At 71.2% G+C, this 16,844-nt stretch carries 17 protein-coding genes; 16 read left to right on the top strand and 1 reads right to left on the bottom strand.

Annotated elements, in window-relative coordinates:
• Positions 1–64 precede the first annotated feature (64 nt).
• The 7 genes from ispG to JOE55_RS03070 all read left to right on the top strand — a co-directional run bounded on the left by ispG (position 65) and on the right by JOE55_RS03070 (position 6,754).
• Positions 65–1,228, top strand: coding sequence for a flavodoxin-dependent (E)-4-hydroxy-3-methylbut-2-enyl-diphosphate synthase (gene ispG / locus JOE55_RS03100; RefSeq protein WP_006214458.1), 1,164 nt, complete (start codon positions 65–67; stop codon positions 1,226–1,228).
• Positions 1,225–2,106, top strand: coding sequence for a GNAT family N-acetyltransferase (locus JOE55_RS03095; protein WP_204781998.1), 882 nt, complete (start codon positions 1,225–1,227; stop codon positions 2,104–2,106). Before ispG ends, JOE55_RS03095 begins: the two co-directional genes overlap by 4 nt.
• A 143-nt stretch (positions 2,107–2,249) precedes the next feature.
• The gene (locus JOE55_RS03090; protein WP_204781997.1) at positions 2,250–2,441 is read left to right on the top strand and encodes a hypothetical protein; all 192 of its coding nucleotides are present in this window, start codon (positions 2,250–2,252) and stop codon (positions 2,439–2,441) included.
• Positions 2,442–2,653: 212 nt separating this feature from the next.
• Positions 2,654–3,472, top strand: coding sequence for a hypothetical protein (locus JOE55_RS03085; RefSeq protein WP_204781995.1), 819 nt, complete (start codon positions 2,654–2,656; stop codon positions 3,470–3,472).
• A gap of 2 nt (positions 3,473–3,474) precedes the next feature.
• Positions 3,475–3,612: a hypothetical protein gene (locus JOE55_RS03080; protein ID WP_204781994.1), complete on the top strand. Its 138-nt coding sequence runs from the start codon at positions 3,475–3,477 to the stop codon at positions 3,610–3,612.
• Positions 3,613–3,760: 148 nt separating this feature from the next.
• Positions 3,761–4,663: a hypothetical protein gene (locus tag JOE55_RS03075; RefSeq protein ID WP_204781993.1), complete on the top strand. Its 903-nt coding sequence runs from the start codon at positions 3,761–3,763 to the stop codon at positions 4,661–4,663.
• A 291-nt stretch (positions 4,664–4,954) separates the two neighbouring features.
• Positions 4,955–6,754: a proline--tRNA ligase gene (locus tag JOE55_RS03070; protein ID WP_204781991.1), complete on the top strand. Its 1,800-nt coding sequence runs from the start codon at positions 4,955–4,957 to the stop codon at positions 6,752–6,754.
• Positions 6,755–6,827: 73 nt separating this feature from the next.
• Here JOE55_RS03070 and JOE55_RS03065 read toward each other — a convergent pair whose 3' ends face one another.
• A complete protein-coding gene (locus tag JOE55_RS03065; protein ID WP_204781990.1) occupies positions 6,828–7,793 on the bottom strand; it encodes a serine/threonine-protein kinase in 966 nt (321 codons plus the stop codon).
• 234 nt (positions 7,794–8,027) lie between these two features.
• Between JOE55_RS03065 and JOE55_RS03060 the strand changes: the two genes are divergently transcribed.
• The 9 genes from JOE55_RS03060 to JOE55_RS03020 all read left to right on the top strand — a co-directional run bounded on the left by JOE55_RS03060 (position 8,028) and on the right by JOE55_RS03020 (position 16,662).
• The gene (locus JOE55_RS03060; RefSeq protein WP_061711541.1) at positions 8,028–8,549 is read left to right on the top strand and encodes a ribosome maturation factor RimP; all 522 of its coding nucleotides are present in this window, start codon (positions 8,028–8,030) and stop codon (positions 8,547–8,549) included.
• A 218-nt stretch (positions 8,550–8,767) separates the two neighbouring features.
• Positions 8,768–9,754 carry a transcription termination factor NusA gene (gene nusA, locus JOE55_RS03055; RefSeq protein ID WP_024290153.1) on the top strand — a complete coding sequence of 329 codons (987 nt, stop codon included), beginning with the start codon at positions 8,768–8,770 and terminating at the stop codon, positions 9,752–9,754.
• Positions 9,755–9,910: 156 nt separating this feature from the next.
• The gene (locus JOE55_RS03050; RefSeq protein ID WP_006214466.1) at positions 9,911–10,321 is read left to right on the top strand and encodes a YlxR family protein; all 411 of its coding nucleotides are present in this window, start codon (positions 9,911–9,913) and stop codon (positions 10,319–10,321) included.
• Between the two features lie 214 nt (positions 10,322–10,535).
• Positions 10,536–13,451, top strand: coding sequence for a translation initiation factor IF-2 (infB, locus tag JOE55_RS03045; RefSeq protein WP_204781989.1), 2,916 nt, complete (start codon positions 10,536–10,538; stop codon positions 13,449–13,451).
• 175 nt (positions 13,452–13,626) lie between these two features.
• Entirely contained in the window at positions 13,627–14,112 is a 486-nt protein-coding gene (gene rbfA / locus JOE55_RS03040) for a 30S ribosome-binding factor RbfA (protein WP_204781988.1), read from the top strand.
• Positions 14,102–15,091: a tRNA pseudouridine(55) synthase TruB gene (truB, locus tag JOE55_RS03035; RefSeq protein WP_204781987.1), complete on the top strand. Its 990-nt coding sequence runs from the start codon at positions 14,102–14,104 to the stop codon at positions 15,089–15,091. The genes rbfA and truB overlap by 11 nt, the downstream gene beginning before the upstream one ends.
• A 52-nt stretch (positions 15,092–15,143) precedes the next feature.
• A complete protein-coding gene (locus JOE55_RS03030; RefSeq protein WP_006214471.1) occupies positions 15,144–15,515 on the top strand; it encodes a hypothetical protein in 372 nt (123 codons plus the stop codon).
• 14 nt (positions 15,516–15,529) lie between these two features.
• Positions 15,530–16,057 (top strand): hypothetical protein, encoded by a 528-nt coding sequence (locus JOE55_RS03025; RefSeq protein ID WP_204781986.1) that lies wholly within the window; start codon positions 15,530–15,532, stop codon positions 16,055–16,057.
• Entirely contained in the window at positions 16,054–16,662 is a 609-nt protein-coding gene (locus tag JOE55_RS03020; protein ID WP_204781985.1) for a GNAT family N-acetyltransferase, read from the top strand. The genes JOE55_RS03025 and JOE55_RS03020 overlap by 4 nt, the downstream gene beginning before the upstream one ends.
• Positions 16,663–16,844 lie beyond the last annotated feature (182 nt).

Here is a 16,844-nt window from a genome sequence, read left to right as displayed (position 1 = left end):
AACCGGGTTGACCACTGGGGCACAATGGAGGCCGATCCATCCTCGACGCAATCAGGAGCCAACTGTGAGTCCGGTCAGCCTGGGCATGCCCGCCGCACCCCTTCCCGTCCTCTCGCCTCGCCGCAAGACCCGGCAGATCCGCGTGGGCTCGGTGGGTGTGGGCTCGGACTCCCCGGTGAGCGTGCAGTCCATGACCACCACGCCCACCACCGACATCAACGGCACGCTGCAGCAGATCGCCGAGCTCAACGCCGCCGGCTGTGACATCGTGCGCGTGGCCTGCCCTTCCCAGGACGACGCCGACGCGCTGCCGATCATCGCCATGAAGTCCCCGATCCCGGTGATCGCGGACATCCACTTCCAGCCCAAGTACGTCTTCGCCGCGATCGACGCAGGCTGCGCCGGAGTGCGTGTGAATCCGGGCAACATCCGCAAGTTCGACGACCAGGTCGGCGAGATCGCCCGTGCGGCCAAGGACGCCGGCGTCTCGATCCGCATCGGCGTGAACGCGGGCTCGCTCGACAGGCGCCTCATGGAGAAGTACGGCAAGGCCACCCCGGAAGCGCTGGCCGAGTCCGCGCAGTGGGAGGCCTCGCTGTTCGAGGAGCACGACTTCCACGACTTCAAGATCTCGGTCAAGCACAACGACCCCGTGACCATGGTGCGCGCCTACCAGCTGCTGGCCGAGCGCGGCGACTGGCCCCTCCACCTGGGCGTGACGGAGGCCGGTCCGGCGTTCCAGGGCACCATCAAGTCCGCCACGGCCTTCGGCGCCCTGCTCTCCCAGGGCATCGGCGACACGATCCGCGTCTCGCTGTCGGCTCCTCCGGTCGAGGAGGTCAAGGTCGGCGCCCAGATCCTGCAGTCGCTGGGCCTGCGTCCCAAGAAGCTCGAGATCGTCTCCTGCCCGTCGTGCGGGCGGGCCCAGGTGGATGTCTACAAGCTGGCCGACGACGTCACCGAGGGGCTCAAGGACCTGACGGTGCCGCTGCGGGTGGCCGTCATGGGCTGCGTCGTCAACGGTCCCGGTGAGGCGCGCGAGGCCGATCTGGGCGTGGCCTCCGGCAACGGCAAGGGCCAGATCTTCGTGAAGGGCGAGGTCATCCGCACCGTCCCGGAGGATCAGATCGTGGAGACCCTGATCACCGAGGCCAACCGCGTCGCAGAGGAGATGGGCCTGGAGGAGGACGAGGAGTCCGGCGCCTCGCCCACCGTCACCGTCGGGTGAAGCTCTTCTCGAACGCGCAGACGCGGCTCGTCCCGCCCCACACCGTTCCGCGCTCGGAGCTCGACCGGCTCCTCGGACAGGATCCGATCTCCTCGGTGTTCGTCGCCGAGCACGTGGCGCAGCTGCGCGACGTGCCCTCCCGCGCGACGCAGCCGGTCGTCGGACTCGCACGCGGTCATCGTCCCCGCCCCGGCGCAGCGGGGCGCTCGCTCGAGCTCTCGGGCGCCTGCTGGGTCGGCTCCAACGTGGTCCCCGTCCATCTGGGGGAGGGAGGGGCGGAGGCCGTCGGTGCGCACCTGGTCGGCGCGCGCCAGGCCCGAGCCTCCTTCTTCGGCCCCCGCGACGACGTCCTGGCGCTATGGGCAGCGGTGCAGCGCCGCTGGCGCGAGCCGTTCGCCATTCGGCAGTGCCAGCCGCTGCTGAGCATCGATCAGGCCCCTGCGATCGAAGGGCATCCCGAGGTGCGCCTGGGGCGTCCCGGCGAGATCGAAGCCGTGCTGCCGGCCAGTGCGGCCATGTTCGAGGAGGAGGTCGGCTTCTCCCCGTACGTGGAGGGCAGGGAGTCCTATGTCCGCCGCGTCCAGCAGCTGCTGGCCCGGCAGCGCACCTTCGTGCTGATGCGCGACGGTCGGGTGGACTTCAAGGCGGATCTCGGCGCCGCGGCGGGCGATGTCTGCCAGATCCAGGGCGTGTGGGTGCGCCCCGAGCTGCGGGGCAGGGGGCTGGCGGCTCCCTGCATGGCCGCCGTCGTGGAACAGGCGCTGCAGCGCTTCCAGGCCGTGAGCCTCTACGTCAACGACTACAACACCGCCGCGCTGCGGACGTACGGGCGGGTGGGATTCCAGCGGCACGGGACCTTCGCGACCGTGCTCTTCTGAGGCCGGAGTGCCGGTTCGCGCGGCAGGTTCACAATAGTTTTTGTTGCTCCCGGCATTCGACGCCGAGCAGCTCGTCCCGACTCGCTCGTCTGCCTTCCCGAGCGCACCCGCCGAACGGCGAGCCTACGAAAGGCCCTCACGCCATGGCCCAGCAGCTGCGCTTCCGCACCCTCTTCGCGGGCACCGCCATCGCGGCGCTCGCCCTCACCGGATGCGGCCAGGGCGGCGGCGACTCCGTCCCCGATGTCTCCAGCCTCAGCAGCTCGCAGAGCCAGGAGACCAAGGATGGTCTCGAGGGCATGCGGTCCCTGTTCGAGACCGCCTCGCAGTCCTGATCCCGAGGACGGGGCAGCCGCCTCGACGCTTTTCCTTTCGAAGTCATACAGCCCCCGCCGGTGAAACATTCCGGCGGGGGCTGTTGCGTGTGCGATAGTTATCAACATGAGGTGGCGTGCATCACACGCACCTCAGGGCGGCCGTCGCCCGCATCCATGAAGCTCTTCTCCGGCGCTCGTCGCCCGGAGCCGTCGAAAGGCTGGGACCTCCCATGGCAGCATCGCTTCGCTTCCGCACTCTCTTCGCAGGCACCGCCATCGCCGCACTCGCCCTCACCGGTTGCGCCGGCGGCGGCGGCGGGGGAGACGACTCCTCGGGCGGCGAGGAGAGCGCCGCGCCTGAGGCTCCCACCGACTACACGACCGAGCAGGTCGAGTCCACGCTGGCGGCCTCCACGGTCGACGGCGAGGAGCTGTCGAATGTCACTCCGGCGGCAGATGCCGTGGGCGAGGACATGAGCCAGGAGGGCATCTCCATGATGGAGGGCATCCTCGAGGAGGCCGAGATCGATCCGGCCGAGTGCCAGGATCCGCTCCTGGGGCAGCTGACGGGCGGCCTGCTCGAGGACGTCATGGAGGACTCGGTCATGGGCGCCACTGCCGACGGCGTCTCCGTCACGGCCTACCCCATGGACTCCAAGGAGGCGGCCGACGACCACGTCAACGGCCTGCGCGATGCCTACAAGGACTGCGGCGACGTCACCATGACCCTCATGGGCGAGGAGATGGGGATCAAGACCACCACCGAGGAGGTCGATGTGGAGGGTGCCGGCGCGGCCATCTCGCAGGACGCCGAGGTCGAGGCCCAGGGGCAGACCAGCACGACCTCGACCGCCATGATGAGCGTCGGCAACGTCGTCGTCTCGATCTCGGATCCCAGCGCGGGCATGGGCGGTGAGGAGAGCGCCGAGCCGACCGACTACACCTCGATGCTCGAGGAGATCGCACCCACCTTCGTCGAGGGTCCGGCCGAGCCGTCGGAGGGCGCCTCGGATGAGGCATCTGCGGAGGCCTCCGACTCGGAGTCCTGACCGTGACGGCTTCGCAGCACGACGACCGCACCCGCGCGACGCTTGCGGGTGCGGCCGTCGTCGAGCGGACGGTGCGCAGCTCGGATGTCGACGGCCAGGTGGAGCAGAGGCTGCGGGGTGAGCGTGGGGCGCGGCGCTGAAGAAACATTGCCGACGCGCGTGCGCGAATGTGCGATAGTGATCCCATGAGGTGTCATCCGTCATAGCGGCGCCTCGTCGGGCAGATCCCGCATCCTTGAGCTCGCCTCCGGCGCTCGTCGTCCGGACCCACGAAAGGCTGAAACCCCCATGGCAGCACAGCTTCGCTTCCGCGCCCTCTTCGCCGGCACCGCCATCGCGGCGCTCGCGCTGACCGGCTGCGTCCAGTCCACCGACGACGAGGGCGGGGACGACAGCTCGTCGTCCTCCGAGGAGAGCTCGGCCCCCGAGTCGAGCGCCCCCGAGGAGACCACCGAGGCCTCGGAGGAGAGTGCGGAGTCCACCGACGAGGAGTCGTCGGATGACGAGTCGGCTTCGGAGGACGAGTCCGCCTCGGACGACGCATCGGCCTCCGAGGACGAGTCCGAGTCCTCGGACTCCTCCTCCAGCTCTGCCGCTTCCGGCGAGGCCCCGGAGGACCTCTCGGACTCCGACCTGCTCAGCAGCCTGTCCACGCAGGTCAACGGCGCCCAGCTCATGGCGATCACCGCCGACCAGCTCGCCTCCACCGGCACCGATCCGGAGGAAGATCTGCTGGAGGCTTTCGGGGAGGACTTCGCCGTCTCGCCCGCCAGCTGCCAGGACCCGTTCCTGAACGCCCTGCTGGGCGGAGTCCATGACACGGACGGCGTCCTGGCTGTGGATCAGGAGGGCTCCCTGATGGTCTCGGCCGAGACCTTCGATGACGCCGCCGCCGCAGAGGACGCCCTGCAGGCCGACCGCGACGCCGCCGATGGCTGCGGCGAGGTCGAGGTCACTGCGGACGGCACCTCCGGATCCGCTGAGCTGTCCACCTCGGATCTCGAGGTCGAGGGCGCCGACAGCGCCTACGAGGCCACCGTGGAGATCGAGGGCGAGTCCGTCTCCACCGCCGGAATGGCCTATGGCAACACCGTGATCACGGTGGTCGACACGGGGCAGTTCGAGGGCGATCCCGCCCCGGACAATGCCGCGCTGCTCGAGGAGGTCGCGACCGCCCTCTCCGAGGGCTGAGTCGCAGCCTCCGGAGCGTCCGGCCCCTGACGGGAGCCGCACCGGCTCGACGGCCCGAGGAGCACCTGCAGCGCCAGGTGCTCCTCGGGCCGTCGTCGTTCCCGCCCTGTCCCGGATCGTGGTGCTGCGTGGCCTGACAGCGCGCTGTCCGGACGCCCGCGGAAGCGGGCCGTCGGGGCTAGGATGGGCGGGATCCGGACCCGGACGTCAATGCTGACGGCACCGCGCACCGCCGGAAGGGCGCCGCTCATCGGCGGTGCCGAACGTGACGACCTGTGAAACGGAGCGCCTGTGGCACTGCGCCTCTCCTCCCTGTTCCTGCGCACCCTGCGCGAAGACCCGGTCGATGCCGAGGTCGCCAGCCATCGTCTGATGGTCCGCGCCGGGCTGATCCGCCGAGCCGCGCCGGGGATCTACACATGGCTTCCGCTGGGGCTGAGCGTTCTGCGGAAGGTCGAGGAGATCGTCCGCGAGGAGATGGCCGGGATCGGGGCCCAGGAGGTCCACTTCCCGGCCCTGCTGCCGCGCGAGCCCTACGAGGCGACCGGCCGCTGGGAGGACTACGGCGACAACCTCTTCCGCCTCAAGGATCGCAAGGACGCGGACTACCTGCTGGCGCCCACGCACGAGGAGATGTTCACCCTCCTGGTCAAGGACCTGTACTCGTCGTACAAGGACCTGCCGGTGCGGCTCTACCAGATCCAGACCAAGTACCGCGATGAGGCCCGCCCCCGGGCCGGGCTCATCCGCTCGCGCGAGTTCATCATGAAGGACTCGTACTCCTTCGACATCGACGACGCCGGCCTGGAGGAGTCCTACCGCCTGCACCGCGAGGCCTATGTCCGGCTCTTCGACCGGCTCGGGCTGCCCGTCGTGGCCGTCGCCGCCACCTCCGGGGCCATGGGCGGCTCGCGCTCGGAGGAGTTCCTGCACCCCACGCCCATCGGCGAGGACACCTTCGTGCGCTCGCCGGGCGGCTACGCGGCCAACGTCGAGGCCGTGACCACCGTGGTGCCGGACTCCCTGCCGCTCGAGGGCCAGCCGGAGGCGCATGTGGAGCACACGCCGGACTCCGCCACCATCGAGACCCTTGTGCAGCGCTCCGAGGAGATGCACCCCAAGGACGACGGCCCCTGGTCGGCCGCTGAGACGCTGAAGAACGTCGTGCTCGCCGTCACCACCCCGGAGGGCGAGCGGCGCCTCGTGGTCATCGGGCTGCCGGGCGATCGCGGCGTGGATCTCAAACGCGTCGAGGCCGGGATCGGCGCCCTGATCGGCGTCGGGGGAGAGGTCGAGGTCGAGCAGGCCACGGAGGCCGATCTGGCCAAGCACCCGCAGATCGTCAAGGGCTACCTGGGTCCGGGCCTGAACCTGGAGGAGCCGCTGCTGGGCGTGAAGTCGACCACCGGGCTGCCCTACTACGTGGATCCCCGCGTGGTCCCGGGCTCGCGCTGGCTCACCGGTGCGAACATCGCCGACCGACACGTCTACGACCTCGTGGCCGGCCGCGACTTCACCTGGGACGGCACGGTCGAGTGCGCCGAGGTGCTGCCCGGCGACCCGGCCCCGGACGGCTCCGGGCCGCTGGAGGCCGCTCGGGGCATCGAGATGGGCCATGTGTTCCAGCTCGGGCGCAAGTACGCCGAGTCCCTGGGGCTGAAGGTCCTGGACCAGAACGGCAAGCAGGTCGTGGTGACCATGGGCTCCTACGGCTTCGGCGTCACCCGCGCGGTGGCCGCGCTCGTGGAGTCGAACCACGACGACAAGGGCATCATCTGGCCGCGCCACCTGGCCCCGGCGGACATCCACGTGGTCCCCACGGGCAAGGGCGAGGAGGCCGCCGAGGCGGCCGAGCAGATCGTCGCCCAGCTCGAGGAGGCGGGCGTCAGGGTGCTGTTCGACGACCGGAAGAAGGTCTCCCCGGGCGTGCGCTTCGGCGACTTCGAGCTGCTCGGCGTGCCGAGCATGCTCGTGATCGGCCGCGGGCTGGCCGATGGCCTGCTCGAGATCAAGGATCGGGCCACGAGCGATTCCCGCGAGATCCGCCGCGAGGACGTCGTCGCGGAGGTCCTGGCCGAGATCGGCCGCTGAGTCCGTCGCACCCATGACGAGGGGGCCCGAGCCGCACGGCTCGGGCCCCCTCGCGATCTGCTGCGGTGCGGCCTCAGTCCTGAAGACCGGGCAGCGGCCCCACGGGCTGGTCGTCCTGCGCCCGGGCGATGGCCAGGCGCATGAGCACCGCAGTGCCGGGGTCGGGGGAGGGGGAGTCGAGCTCCTGGGCCTGGGGATCGGATGCCGCGGCGATCTGGGCCAGGGCGTTGTCCTGGAGCTGATCCACGAGCCGGTCGCGGGCGGCATCCGGATCGTCGCGGAAGCCCTCGGGCATGCCGGGGGAGCCGTCGATCACGGACGGGTGGCGCTGCTCGAGGGCGGCGAGCCAGTCGCTGTCCTGGACCGGCAGCAGGGCCTCTGCCCAAGCTGAGGAGTCCGGCCTCTGGTGGGACGGCAGGCGCGACCAGGTCCGGGCCGCGTCCCTGGCCTGTCCGAGCTGGCGGGCCAGGGCCAGCTCGGGATGCGGCGACTCTCCCGCGGCCGTCGGCGCCGGGTCCTGGCCGTCCTGCGCGGCCGGCAGGGCGTCGTCACCGGTGAGCTCGGGGACGGCGCGCTCGACCTTCTTCGCGTCGGCGCCGAGCTCCAGAGCCGTGGCGGCGCGATGGGCGGCGATCGAGCTGAGGACGACCTGCTGCTCGGGCGGTGCGGACGGGCCGTGGACGGTCATCCGAGCACTGGACAGGAAGGCGCCTGGCAGGCCGGGGACGTAGTCGGCCTGGCTCACGCCCGCGGGTGCCCCCTGCTCGTCGGCGGCCTCGAGCGCGCGCTGGGAGGGCTGCAGCGCGTCGAGCTGGTCCTGCAGCTCCGCTCGCAGCTCGTCCTGCTGCGCCTGGGGAAGCTCGTCGAGGCCCTCCGAGTCCAGCAGCTGCTCGGTGTCCCGGTAGACCTGTGCCACGGCGATCTCCCCGTCGTCGGCGGGACGCCCCGGGCCCAGCCGCCAGATCAGCACCGCCAGAAGGATCACGACCAGAGCCGCCGCGACGATCGCGGCGGCTCGGCCGCGGGAGGTCAGCTTCATGCCGGGAGGCTCCTTGCTGCTCAGGCGGGGCATCCCGCTCGGGCTCATGTGCGCCCATGGTAGGTCGCACCCGGGGGCGGCGGTGGGTCGGGCTGTCCCAGCCAGCCGCTACGCTCGTGCGCACAAGCGCTCTCGGCGGCTCGGACTCGGCCCGCGTGCCGGGAGCGGGATGCGGAGAAGCTGCCCGAACGCGGCCGGTCCCGCACCGACTACCCCAAGACGCAGGAGGACATCGTGAGCGAGCACCCCGCCCAGGACCCGCTGGCGGCCAAGCTGCAGGAGCTGCTGAGCCCCGTCGTCGAGGCTCAGGGCCTGTTCCTGGAGGACGTCGAGGTGGAGGGCTCGGGCTCCCAGCGGATCGTGCAGGTCCTGGTCGATCTGCCGGAGGACCGCACCGACGGCGTCGACATGGAGGACATCGCCCGCGCATCGCAGGCCGTCTCGGAGGAGCTCGACCGCACGGATCCGGTCGACGGTCCCGCCTACGAGCTCCAGGTCTCCTCGCCCGGGGCCGCCCGCGCGCTGGAGCGCCCGCGGCACTGGCGGCGCTCGATCGGCCGGCTCGTGGACGTGCAGCCGGTGGATCGCACCACGCACGGGCGCAGCTTCGAGGCCCGCGTGCTGGAGGTCCAGGGCGAGCAGGTCACCCTGCAGCGCAGCACCCAGGTCAAGAAGGGCATGCCCATCAAGCTGCAGGACCCGGAGACCTGGGACCTGTCGCAGATCAAGCAGGCCCGGGTCCGCGTCGAGGACTGAGCTGCTCGTCCCGCCGGGGCGGTGGTGAGCGCACCGGTGTAGACTGCCTGGCTGACACCGGCGGCGCCGAGGGCCTCGAGCACCCTTCGCAGGCACCCGCGCAGCGCCGTCATAGACCCGCGAACAGCGTTCCGTCCCACCGGACGGTGCGCTGTCGTCGCACTCGGGGTCCTCGCGCGGCGGGGAGCCCGATCGGCTCGATCCGGAAAGGCCCCTCGATGGACATCGATATGAGCGCCCTGCGCATGCTGGAGCGCGAGAGCGACATCCCGCTGGATCTGCTGATCCCCACCATCGAGCAGGCGCTCGTGCTCGCCTACCAGCGCTCGCCCGGGGCCATCAAGGACGCCCGCGCGGAGCTGGACACCAAGACCGGTCGCGTGACCATCTGGGCCGCCGAGGTCGACGAGGATGGCAACCGGGTGGGCGAGTTCGACGACACCCCCTCCGGCTTCGGGCGCATCGCCGCCTCCACGGCTCGCAGCGTGATCGTGCAGAAGCTGCGCGACGTCGAGGACGACACCGTGCTGGGCCACTTCAAGGGCCGTGAGGGCGAGATCGTCTCCGGGCAGATCCAGCAGGGCCGCAACCCCCAGATGATCCAGATCGATCTGGGCACCGTGGAGGGCGTCCTGCCCCCGCACGAGCAGGTTCCCGGCGAGAAGTACACCCACGGCAGCCGGATCCGCGCCTTCGTCGTGGAGGCCAAGCGCGGTCCCAAGGGGCCGTCGATCACCCTGTCGCGCTCCCACCCGGACCTGGTGCGCCGCCTCTTCGAGTTCGAGGTCCCGGAGATCGCCCAGGGCGACGTCGAGATCATGGCGATCGCCCGCGAGGCCGGCCACCGCACCAAGATGGCGGTCGTGGCCAACACTCAGGGGATCAACGCCAAGGGCGCGTGCATCGGCGAGATGGGCACCCGCGTGCGCGCGGTGATGAACGAGCTCGGCGGCGAGAACATCGACATCGTCGACTGGTCGGGCGACCCCGCCCGCTTCATCGCCGCCGCGCTGTCGCCGGCGAGCGTGGTGCGTGTGGACGTGCTCGACGAGCGCGGCCGCTCGGCCCGCGCTGTGGTCCCCGACAGCAAGCTGTCGCTGGCCATCGGCAAGGAGGGGCAGAACGCCCGCCTCGCAGCCAAGCTGACCGGATGGCGGATCGACATCCTCTCGGAGTCGGACGACCGCCAGCGCCGCGAGGCCTGAGCGGATCGCGAGGCCCGGCCTCCGCTGCGCCCGGCTCGACGGCACGGGAGAGGGCAGCCCCCGGGCATCGGATGGTCCCGATCCCTCTGGCCGTTCGGGCCGGCCCGGAGTGCGCTGTGCGCGGCGATACTGCGCGGGCGTCCAGGGAGGAGTAGGATGGTCGTCGGTCCAGCCGCAGCCGTGCCCGCCTCCAGCAGGAGCGCTCGGCCCTCGCGGATCCGGCAGGAAGAGGTGCGTACACACGTGGGACACGTTCCGCAGCGCACCTGCATCGGCTGCCGCGAGGTCGTCGGCCAGGACCGGCTCGTGCGTCTGAGCCTCGTCGCAGGAGAGCAGGAGCCCGTCGTGGTTCCTGATCCCGCGCGTCGGCTCGGAGGTCGCGGAGCGTGGCTGCACCCTTCGCGCGAATGCGCGGACAGGGCCCTTCGACGGAGAGCCTTCAATCGGGCCTTCCGGCGATCCGTTCCGATCCAGGACGAGGCGCTGCTGATCGAGCAGATCCTCCAGGGCGATCGGGACGGCAGCACCAGTACGACCGCCGCAGTCCGCACTGCGGCCGGAAGATGACCTCATCCCGTACGGCATGGGACTGAGGACACAGGATGCACTTGATGGGGAAGCGAGCAAGAAGCTGATGGACATCCGATGAGTGCCGAACGATGAGTGCCCCAGCGCACTCGGCAATGGATGCCCTCCTACGGTCCGAGCGACTCGGAGGGTCTCCGACAGACCGTTAGTCGGTCCGCCTCCTGTCACGAGCGCGGGCCGGGACAGGAGAGAAGTGGCTAAGCAGAGAGTTCACGAGCTCGCCAAGGAGCTCGGGATGACGTCCAAGGAGGCGATCTCGACCCTGCAGGAGCTGGGCGAGTTCGTCCGGGGCGCGTCCTCGACCGTGGAGCCCCCGGTCGCCAAGAAGCTGAAGGAGTCGCCGCAGGCTAAGGCCGCGCTGGCGAAGAAGGGCGAGAAGGAGGGCTCGGCCAAGGCCGAGACCTCCAAGCCCGCCGCCAAGCCGTCCTCGACCGGTGCCAAGCCGGCAGGCGGCGCCAAGCCCGGCGCGTCCTCCGCACCGAAGCCCGGACAGTCGGTTCCCACGCCGGCGACCGCCGGTCAGACCGCGCAGCCCGAGCAGAAGACCGAGGAGCAGGCCAAGCCTGCTGAGCAGGCGCCGCCGGCGCCTGCCGCCGAGTCCGAGCCGGCCGCGGCCCAGCCGGAGAAGCCCGCCGCCGAGAAGCCCTCGGCCGAGCAGGCTCCCGCACCCGAGGCCCCGAGCAAGCCCGCCCCCAAGCCGGGCAGCGCGGCTCCCAAGCCGGGCGGTCCCCGCCCGGGCAACAACCCGTTCACGCCCAAGCAGGCCGGCGGGGCGCAGCGCCCCGCCCGCTCGCAGGGCGGCCCGCGTCCGGGCAACAACCCGTTCGCCGCCCAGCAGGGCATGGGCACGCAGCGCCCCGGCCAGGCCGCTCAGGGCGGTCCCCGTCCTGGCGCCCCGCGTCCGGGTCAGGGCGGTCCTCGCCCCGGTGCACCTCGTCCGGGCGCCCCGCGCCCCGGCCAGGGTGCCGGTGCAGGCGGTCCCCGTCCGGGCGGTCCGCGCCCCAGCCCGAACATGATGCCGGGCCACACCAGCAACGTTGCTCCGGTCGGCACCCGTCCGGCCCGCGGCGGCGGTGCCGGCGGCGGTCGACGCGGCGGTCCCGGTGGACCCGGCGGCGGTCCGGGCGGCGGCTTCCGTCCCGGCGGCGGCCCCGGTCGCGGCGGTCGCGGCGCCACGCAGGGCGCCTTCGGCCGCGGCGGTCCTTCGCGCAAGGGCCGCAAGTCGAAGCGCGCCAAGCGCCAGGAGCTGGAGCAGATGAATGCTCCCAAGGTCGGCGGCGTCTCGGTGCCGCACGGCGACGGCACTACTGTGGTGCGCCTGCGCCGCGGTGCCTCGCTGATGGACTTCGCGGAGAAGATCGACGCGAACCCGGCCTCGCTGGTCACCGTGCTCATCCACCTCGGTGAGATGGCCACGCAGACCCAGTCGCTGGATGAGGAGACCTTCGAGGCCCTGGGCGCCGAGCTGGGCTACGTCATCCAGATCGTCTCCCCGGAGGACGAGGAGCGCGAGCTCTTCGAGTCCTTCGACATCGACCTCGAGGCCGAGCAGGCCGCCGAGGGCGAGGAGCAGCTCGAGAAGCGTCCTCCTGTCGTGACCGTCATGGGCCACGTCGACCACGGCAAGACCCGACTGCTGGATGCCATCCGCAACACCCGCGTGATCGAGGGCGAGGCCGGCGGCATCACCCAGCACATCGGCGCCTACCAGGTGTCCCAGGAGGTCGACGGCGAGGATCGCGCGCTGACCTTCATCGACACCCCGGGTCACGAGGCGTTCACCGCCATGCGTGCCCGCGGTGCGCAGGTCACGGACATCGCCCTGCTCGTGGTGGCCGCCGACGACGGCGTCATGCCGCAGACGGTCGAGGCCCTGAACCACGCCCAGGCGGCGAACGTGCCGATCGTGGTCGCGGTCAACAAGATCGACAAGCCCGAGGCGAACCCGGAGAAGATCCGCGGTCAGCTGGCCGAGTACGGCCTGGTGCCGGAGGAGTACGGCGGCGACACCATGTTCGTCGACGTCTCCGCCCGCCAGTCCCAGAACATCGACGAGCTGCTCGAGTCGATCGTGCTGACGGCCGACGGCGCCCTGGAGCTGCAGGCGAACCCGAACAAGGACGCCCGCGGCGTGGCCATCGAGGCCAACCTGGACAAGGGCCGCGGCGCGGTCTGCACCGTCCTGGTCCAGTCGGGCACCCTGCGCGTGGGCGACTCGATCGTCGCCGGCGGGGCTCACGGCCGCGTCCGCGCCATGTTCGACGAGACCGGCGCCGCGGTCGAGGAGGCAGGTCCCTCCCGTCCGGTGCAGGTGCTCGGCCTGTCCACGGTGCCGCGCGCCGGCGACACCTTCATCGCGACCGAGGATGAGCGCACCGCTCGCCAGATCGCGGAGAAGCGCCAGGCGGCCGATCGCAACGCCCTGCTGGCCAAGCGCCGCAAGCGCGTCACGCTCGAGTCGTTCGACCAGGTCGTGGCCGAGGGCAAGATCGACACGCTCAACCTCATCATCAAGGGCGATGTCTCCGGTGCCGTCGAGGCGCTCGAGGACTCGCTGCTGAAGATCGAGGTGGCTCCGGACGAGGTCCAGCTGCGCGTCATCCACCGCGGTGTGGGTGCGATCACGCAGAACGACGTCAACCTGGCCACGGTCGACAACGCCGTGATCATCGGCTTCAACGTCCGACCGGCCGAGCGGGTCACCGAGCTCGCCGACCGCGAGGGCGTCGAGATGAAGTTCTACTCGGTGATCTACAACGCCATCGACGACGTCGAGGCGGCCCTGAAGGGCATGCTCAAGCCGGAGTACGAGGAGGTGGATCTCGGCAAGGCCGAGGTCCGCGAGGTGTTCAAGTCCTCCAAGTGGGGCTCTATCGCCGGCTCGTACGTCACCGAGGGGCTCATCCGCCGCAACGCGAAGGCCCGCCTGGTGCGCGACGGCAACGTCGTCAAGGAGGGCCTGACCATCGAGTCGTTGCGCCGCTTCAAGGACGACGCGACCGAGGTCCGCGAGGGCTACGAGTGCGGCATCGGCCTGGGGTCGTTCAACGACATCAAGGAAGGCGACGTCATCGAGACGTGGGAGATGCAGGAGAAGCCCCGCGCCTGATCGTCGTCGATCCCTCGTGCGGCCCGCATCGCTGGGTCCGTTCCGCAGCCGCCCTCGGGCGGACGGGTCGGACCCGCGGTGCGGGCCGCACGCTCCGGCACCGCCTCGGTGCCGCCCCTGACACTGCACTGCAGCGCACGGACCCGCGGGTCCGCGCGCGAGAACGGGAGAGATCATGGCCGATGCACAGCGGGCTTCCCGCATGGCCGACCGCGTCAAGGTGATCGTGGCGAAGGCTCTGGAGCGCCGGGTCAAGGACCCGCGCCTGGGCTTCGTGACCGTCACCGACGCCCGCGTGACCAACGACCTGCAGCACGCGACCGTCTACTACACGGTCTACGGCAGCGCCGAGGAGAAGGCCGATTCGGCCCGTGCCCTCGAGTCCGCCAAGGGCATCCTGCGCGCCGAGGTCGGCAAGAACATCACCGCCCGGCTCACGCCCACGCTCGAGTTCGTGGCCGATGAGATCCCGGAGGCGGCCTCCAACCTGGAGGACGTCCTGCGCCGGGCCAAGGAGAAGGACGCGGCTGTGGCGGCGTCTGCTGCCGGGGCCACCTACGCCAACGGCGAGAACTCCTACCGCACGGACGAGGCCGACGACGCCCAGTCCGCGGCCGCTGAGGCCGACGACGAGGATCCCAGCGGCACTCATGAGCGCTGAGCCGCAGGCGGGCGGATCGGGGCGCGGCGCGCAGACGCCGCGCCCCGATCCCTCGCTGACCGTGCCCGAGGGGCTCGTGGTCGTGGACAAGCCGAAGGGCTGGACCAGCCACGACGTCGTCGGGCGCATGCGCCGGCTGTGCGGGACGCGCAAGGTCGGCCACGCCGGGACTCTGGACCCGATGGCCACCGGCGTGCTGATTGTGGGCGTCGGGCGCGGGACCAAGCTGCTGACCCACCTGGTGGGCGCGGACAAGACCTACGAGGCCACCATTCGCCTGGGCGCCACCACGGTGACCGAGGACGCCGAGGGCGAGCTCACCGGCACCGCGGATGCGGGCGCTGTCGCAGCCGTCACGGACGAGCAGATCCGTGCGGCCGTCGCCGAGCTGACCGGAGACCTGGAGCAGGTGCCCTCGGCCGTCTCGGCGATCAAGGTCGACGGCAAGCGCTCCTACGCCCGCGTGCGCGCGGGGGAAGAGGTCGCCCTCGAGGCGCGGCCGATCACGGTCTCGCGCTTCGACGTGACGGAGATCCGCCGGGACCGCGATGCCCTGGAGCTCGACGCCGTCCTGGACGTCTCGTCGGGGACCTACATCCGGGCGATCGCCCGCGATCTCGGCGAGGCCCTGGGGATCGGCGGTCACCTCAGCGCGCTGCGCCGCACCCGTGTGGGCGCCCTAGGCCTCGAGCAGGCCCAGGAGCTGGAGGCGCTCGCCGAGATCGTCGCCGGGGGAGCAGCGGTGCCGTCCACCTCGCTCGACGAGGCGGCCCGGGCCATGTTCCCGACCCGTGAGCTCACCGCGCAGCAATCGGTGGAGATCGGGCAGGGCAAGCGCATCGGACCCACCGGCACCGGACCGGGGGAGCTCACCGCAGGCTTCGATCCGCAGGGCCACGTGGTGGCCCTGCTCGAGGACCGCGGACGCGCCGAGGAGCGCACCGCCAAGTCGGTCCTCGTCTTCCAGGCGCAGGGCTGAGAACGCACCGGTCGCCACGGCGGCCGCAGGACAGGAAGCAGAGAAGACACGGATGCTGTGGGGATATGACGGGTGGTTCTGGGCCTCGGTGGTCCTGGGCGGCCTCTCGACGCTGATCTGCGCCGTGGAGGCGCTGCGCAAGCGGCCCCCGGGAGATGCGACGCAGGGCTCCGTGCTCGTGCTGGAGGCCTTCCTGCTCGTCTACCTGATCGGCTCGATCTTCCTAGGGATCCTCGGTCCGGCGGCCTCGGGCTCGGCGCTCGAGTACTGGGGCTACCTGCTGACGGCGCTGCTGATCCCGGCGGGCACCTTCATCTGGTCGCTCGTGGAGCGCTCGAGCTGGTCCAACTGGATCCTGGCGGCCACGGGCCCCACGATCATCGTGATGGTGTACCGGATGAACTTCATCTGGTACTACCAGTGAGTCGAGAGGACGCCATGCAGCACACCGACCCTGAGAGCCCGCGCTCCGCCGGCTCCGAGCCGCAGCGTCCCGGGCGACTGCAGTCGCGCTTCGGGCCGCGGGAGGGCGCACGGCGCACCGACCCGAAGTCCTCGGGCTTGGGCCGGGTGATCATCGTGGTCTACGGGATCTTCTCGCTGTCGGCCGGAGTGCGCTCGCTGTATCAGATCCTCACCCAGTTCGACGTCGCTCCGCTGGCCTACCTGCTCTCGCTGTTCTCCGCGGCCGTCTACGTGGTGGCCGCAGTGGCGCTGGCGAAGACCGGGCCTGGCTGGCATCGGATCGCCACGGGTGCCGTGCTGGTGGAGCTCATCGGCGTGCTCGGCATCGGCGCGATGACCTTCGCCGCCCCGGAGCTGTTCGCCGATGAGACCGTCTGGTCGCACTTCGGCCAGGGCTACGGCTACATCCCGCTGCTGCTGCCGATCGTGGGACTGATCTGGCTGAGCCGCACCCGCCCCCTCACCGACCGCTCCACCGAGACCACAGGAGACCGCGCATGAGCACCGACGACACCGCCGCCAGCACCAGCCAGGGGCTCAGCGTCCCGCGGCTCACCGACGGGACCCTCACCCTCCGGGAGCTGACCCCCGCCGACGCCGAGGCTCTGACCGCGAACTGCCAGGACCCGGTGGCCGTGCGCTGGACGACCGTTCCCGAGCCCTACGGCGTGGAGTCGGCGCTGTGGTACATCCGGGAGTACGTGCCGGGCGCGCTGAAGGCCGGATCGGCGATCAACTGGGCGGCCGAGGATCCCCAGGGCCGCTTCCTCGGGACGATCGAGCTGTGCCGGCTGCGCGCCGGTGCAGCGGACATCGGCCTGAACTTCGGCCCGCATGCCCGCGGCACGGGTGCCGCCGAGGCGGCCTGCCGCCTGGTGATCGAGCACGCGTTCGGCACCATGGGGCTCACGCACCTGCACTGGCTGGCCTTCGACGGCAACTGGGCCTCGCGCAAGCTCGCCTGGAAGCTCGGTTTCTCCACGCCCGTTCTGGTCCGCGGTTACATGGAGCAGCGGGGCCAGCTGCGCGACACGTGGATCGCGACCTTGACCGGTGCCGATGACCGCAGCCCGTCCGAGCCCTGGGGCGGCCCGGCACCGGCCTGAGGCATCCGACCCACCGGGGAGTCGGTGTCAGCGACTACCCTGGAGCGAGTGCCGAGCGGTGCCCGTCCGGATGAGGTCCGCCGGCCCCATCCGCAGCCCGCGATCCGCTGAGCCCACCACCGTCCGACCGCCCAGATCCGCATCGCGGACGTCGTCCTGACGGACGACGCCGCGCCTGCCGA

Source organism: Kocuria palustris, assembly GCF_016907795.1.
Classification (GTDB): domain Bacteria; phylum Actinomycetota; class Actinomycetes; order Actinomycetales; family Micrococcaceae; genus Kocuria; species Kocuria palustris.
Note: the sequence above shows the minus strand (reverse complement) of the source record. Positions and strands in the feature narration are given on the sequence as shown.

Bases quoted from the DNA above. Each gene is read 5' to 3' on its own strand.
- JOE55_RS03090 (WP_204781997.1), top strand. From the start codon at position 2,250: ATGGCCCAGCAGCTGCGCTTCCGCACCCTCTTCGCGGGCACCGCCATC.
- JOE55_RS03085 (WP_204781995.1), top strand. From the start codon at position 2,654: ATGGCAGCATCGCTTCGCTTCCGCACTCTCTTCGCAGGCACCGCCATC.
- JOE55_RS03075 (WP_204781993.1), top strand. From the start codon at position 3,761: ATGGCAGCACAGCTTCGCTTCCGCGCCCTCTTCGCCGGCACCGCCATC.
- JOE55_RS03065 (WP_204781990.1), bottom strand. From the start codon at position 7,793: ATGAAGCTGACCTCCCGCGGCCGAGCCGCCGCGATCGTCGCGGCGGCT.
- nusA (WP_024290153.1), top strand. From the start codon at position 8,768: ATGGACATCGATATGAGCGCCCTGCGCATGCTGGAGCGCGAGAGCGAC.
- JOE55_RS03050 (WP_006214466.1), top strand. From the start codon at position 9,911: ATGGTCGTCGGTCCAGCCGCAGCCGTGCCCGCCTCCAGCAGGAGCGCT.
- rbfA (WP_204781988.1), top strand. From the start codon at position 13,627: ATGGCCGATGCACAGCGGGCTTCCCGCATGGCCGACCGCGTCAAGGTG.
- truB (WP_204781987.1), top strand. From the start codon at position 14,102: ATGAGCGCTGAGCCGCAGGCGGGCGGATCGGGGCGCGGCGCGCAGACG.
- JOE55_RS03030 (WP_006214471.1), top strand. From the start codon at position 15,144: ATGCTGTGGGGATATGACGGGTGGTTCTGGGCCTCGGTGGTCCTGGGC.
- JOE55_RS03025 (WP_204781986.1), top strand. From the start codon at position 15,530: ATGCAGCACACCGACCCTGAGAGCCCGCGCTCCGCCGGCTCCGAGCCG.
- JOE55_RS03020 (WP_204781985.1), top strand. From the start codon at position 16,054: ATGAGCACCGACGACACCGCCGCCAGCACCAGCCAGGGGCTCAGCGTC.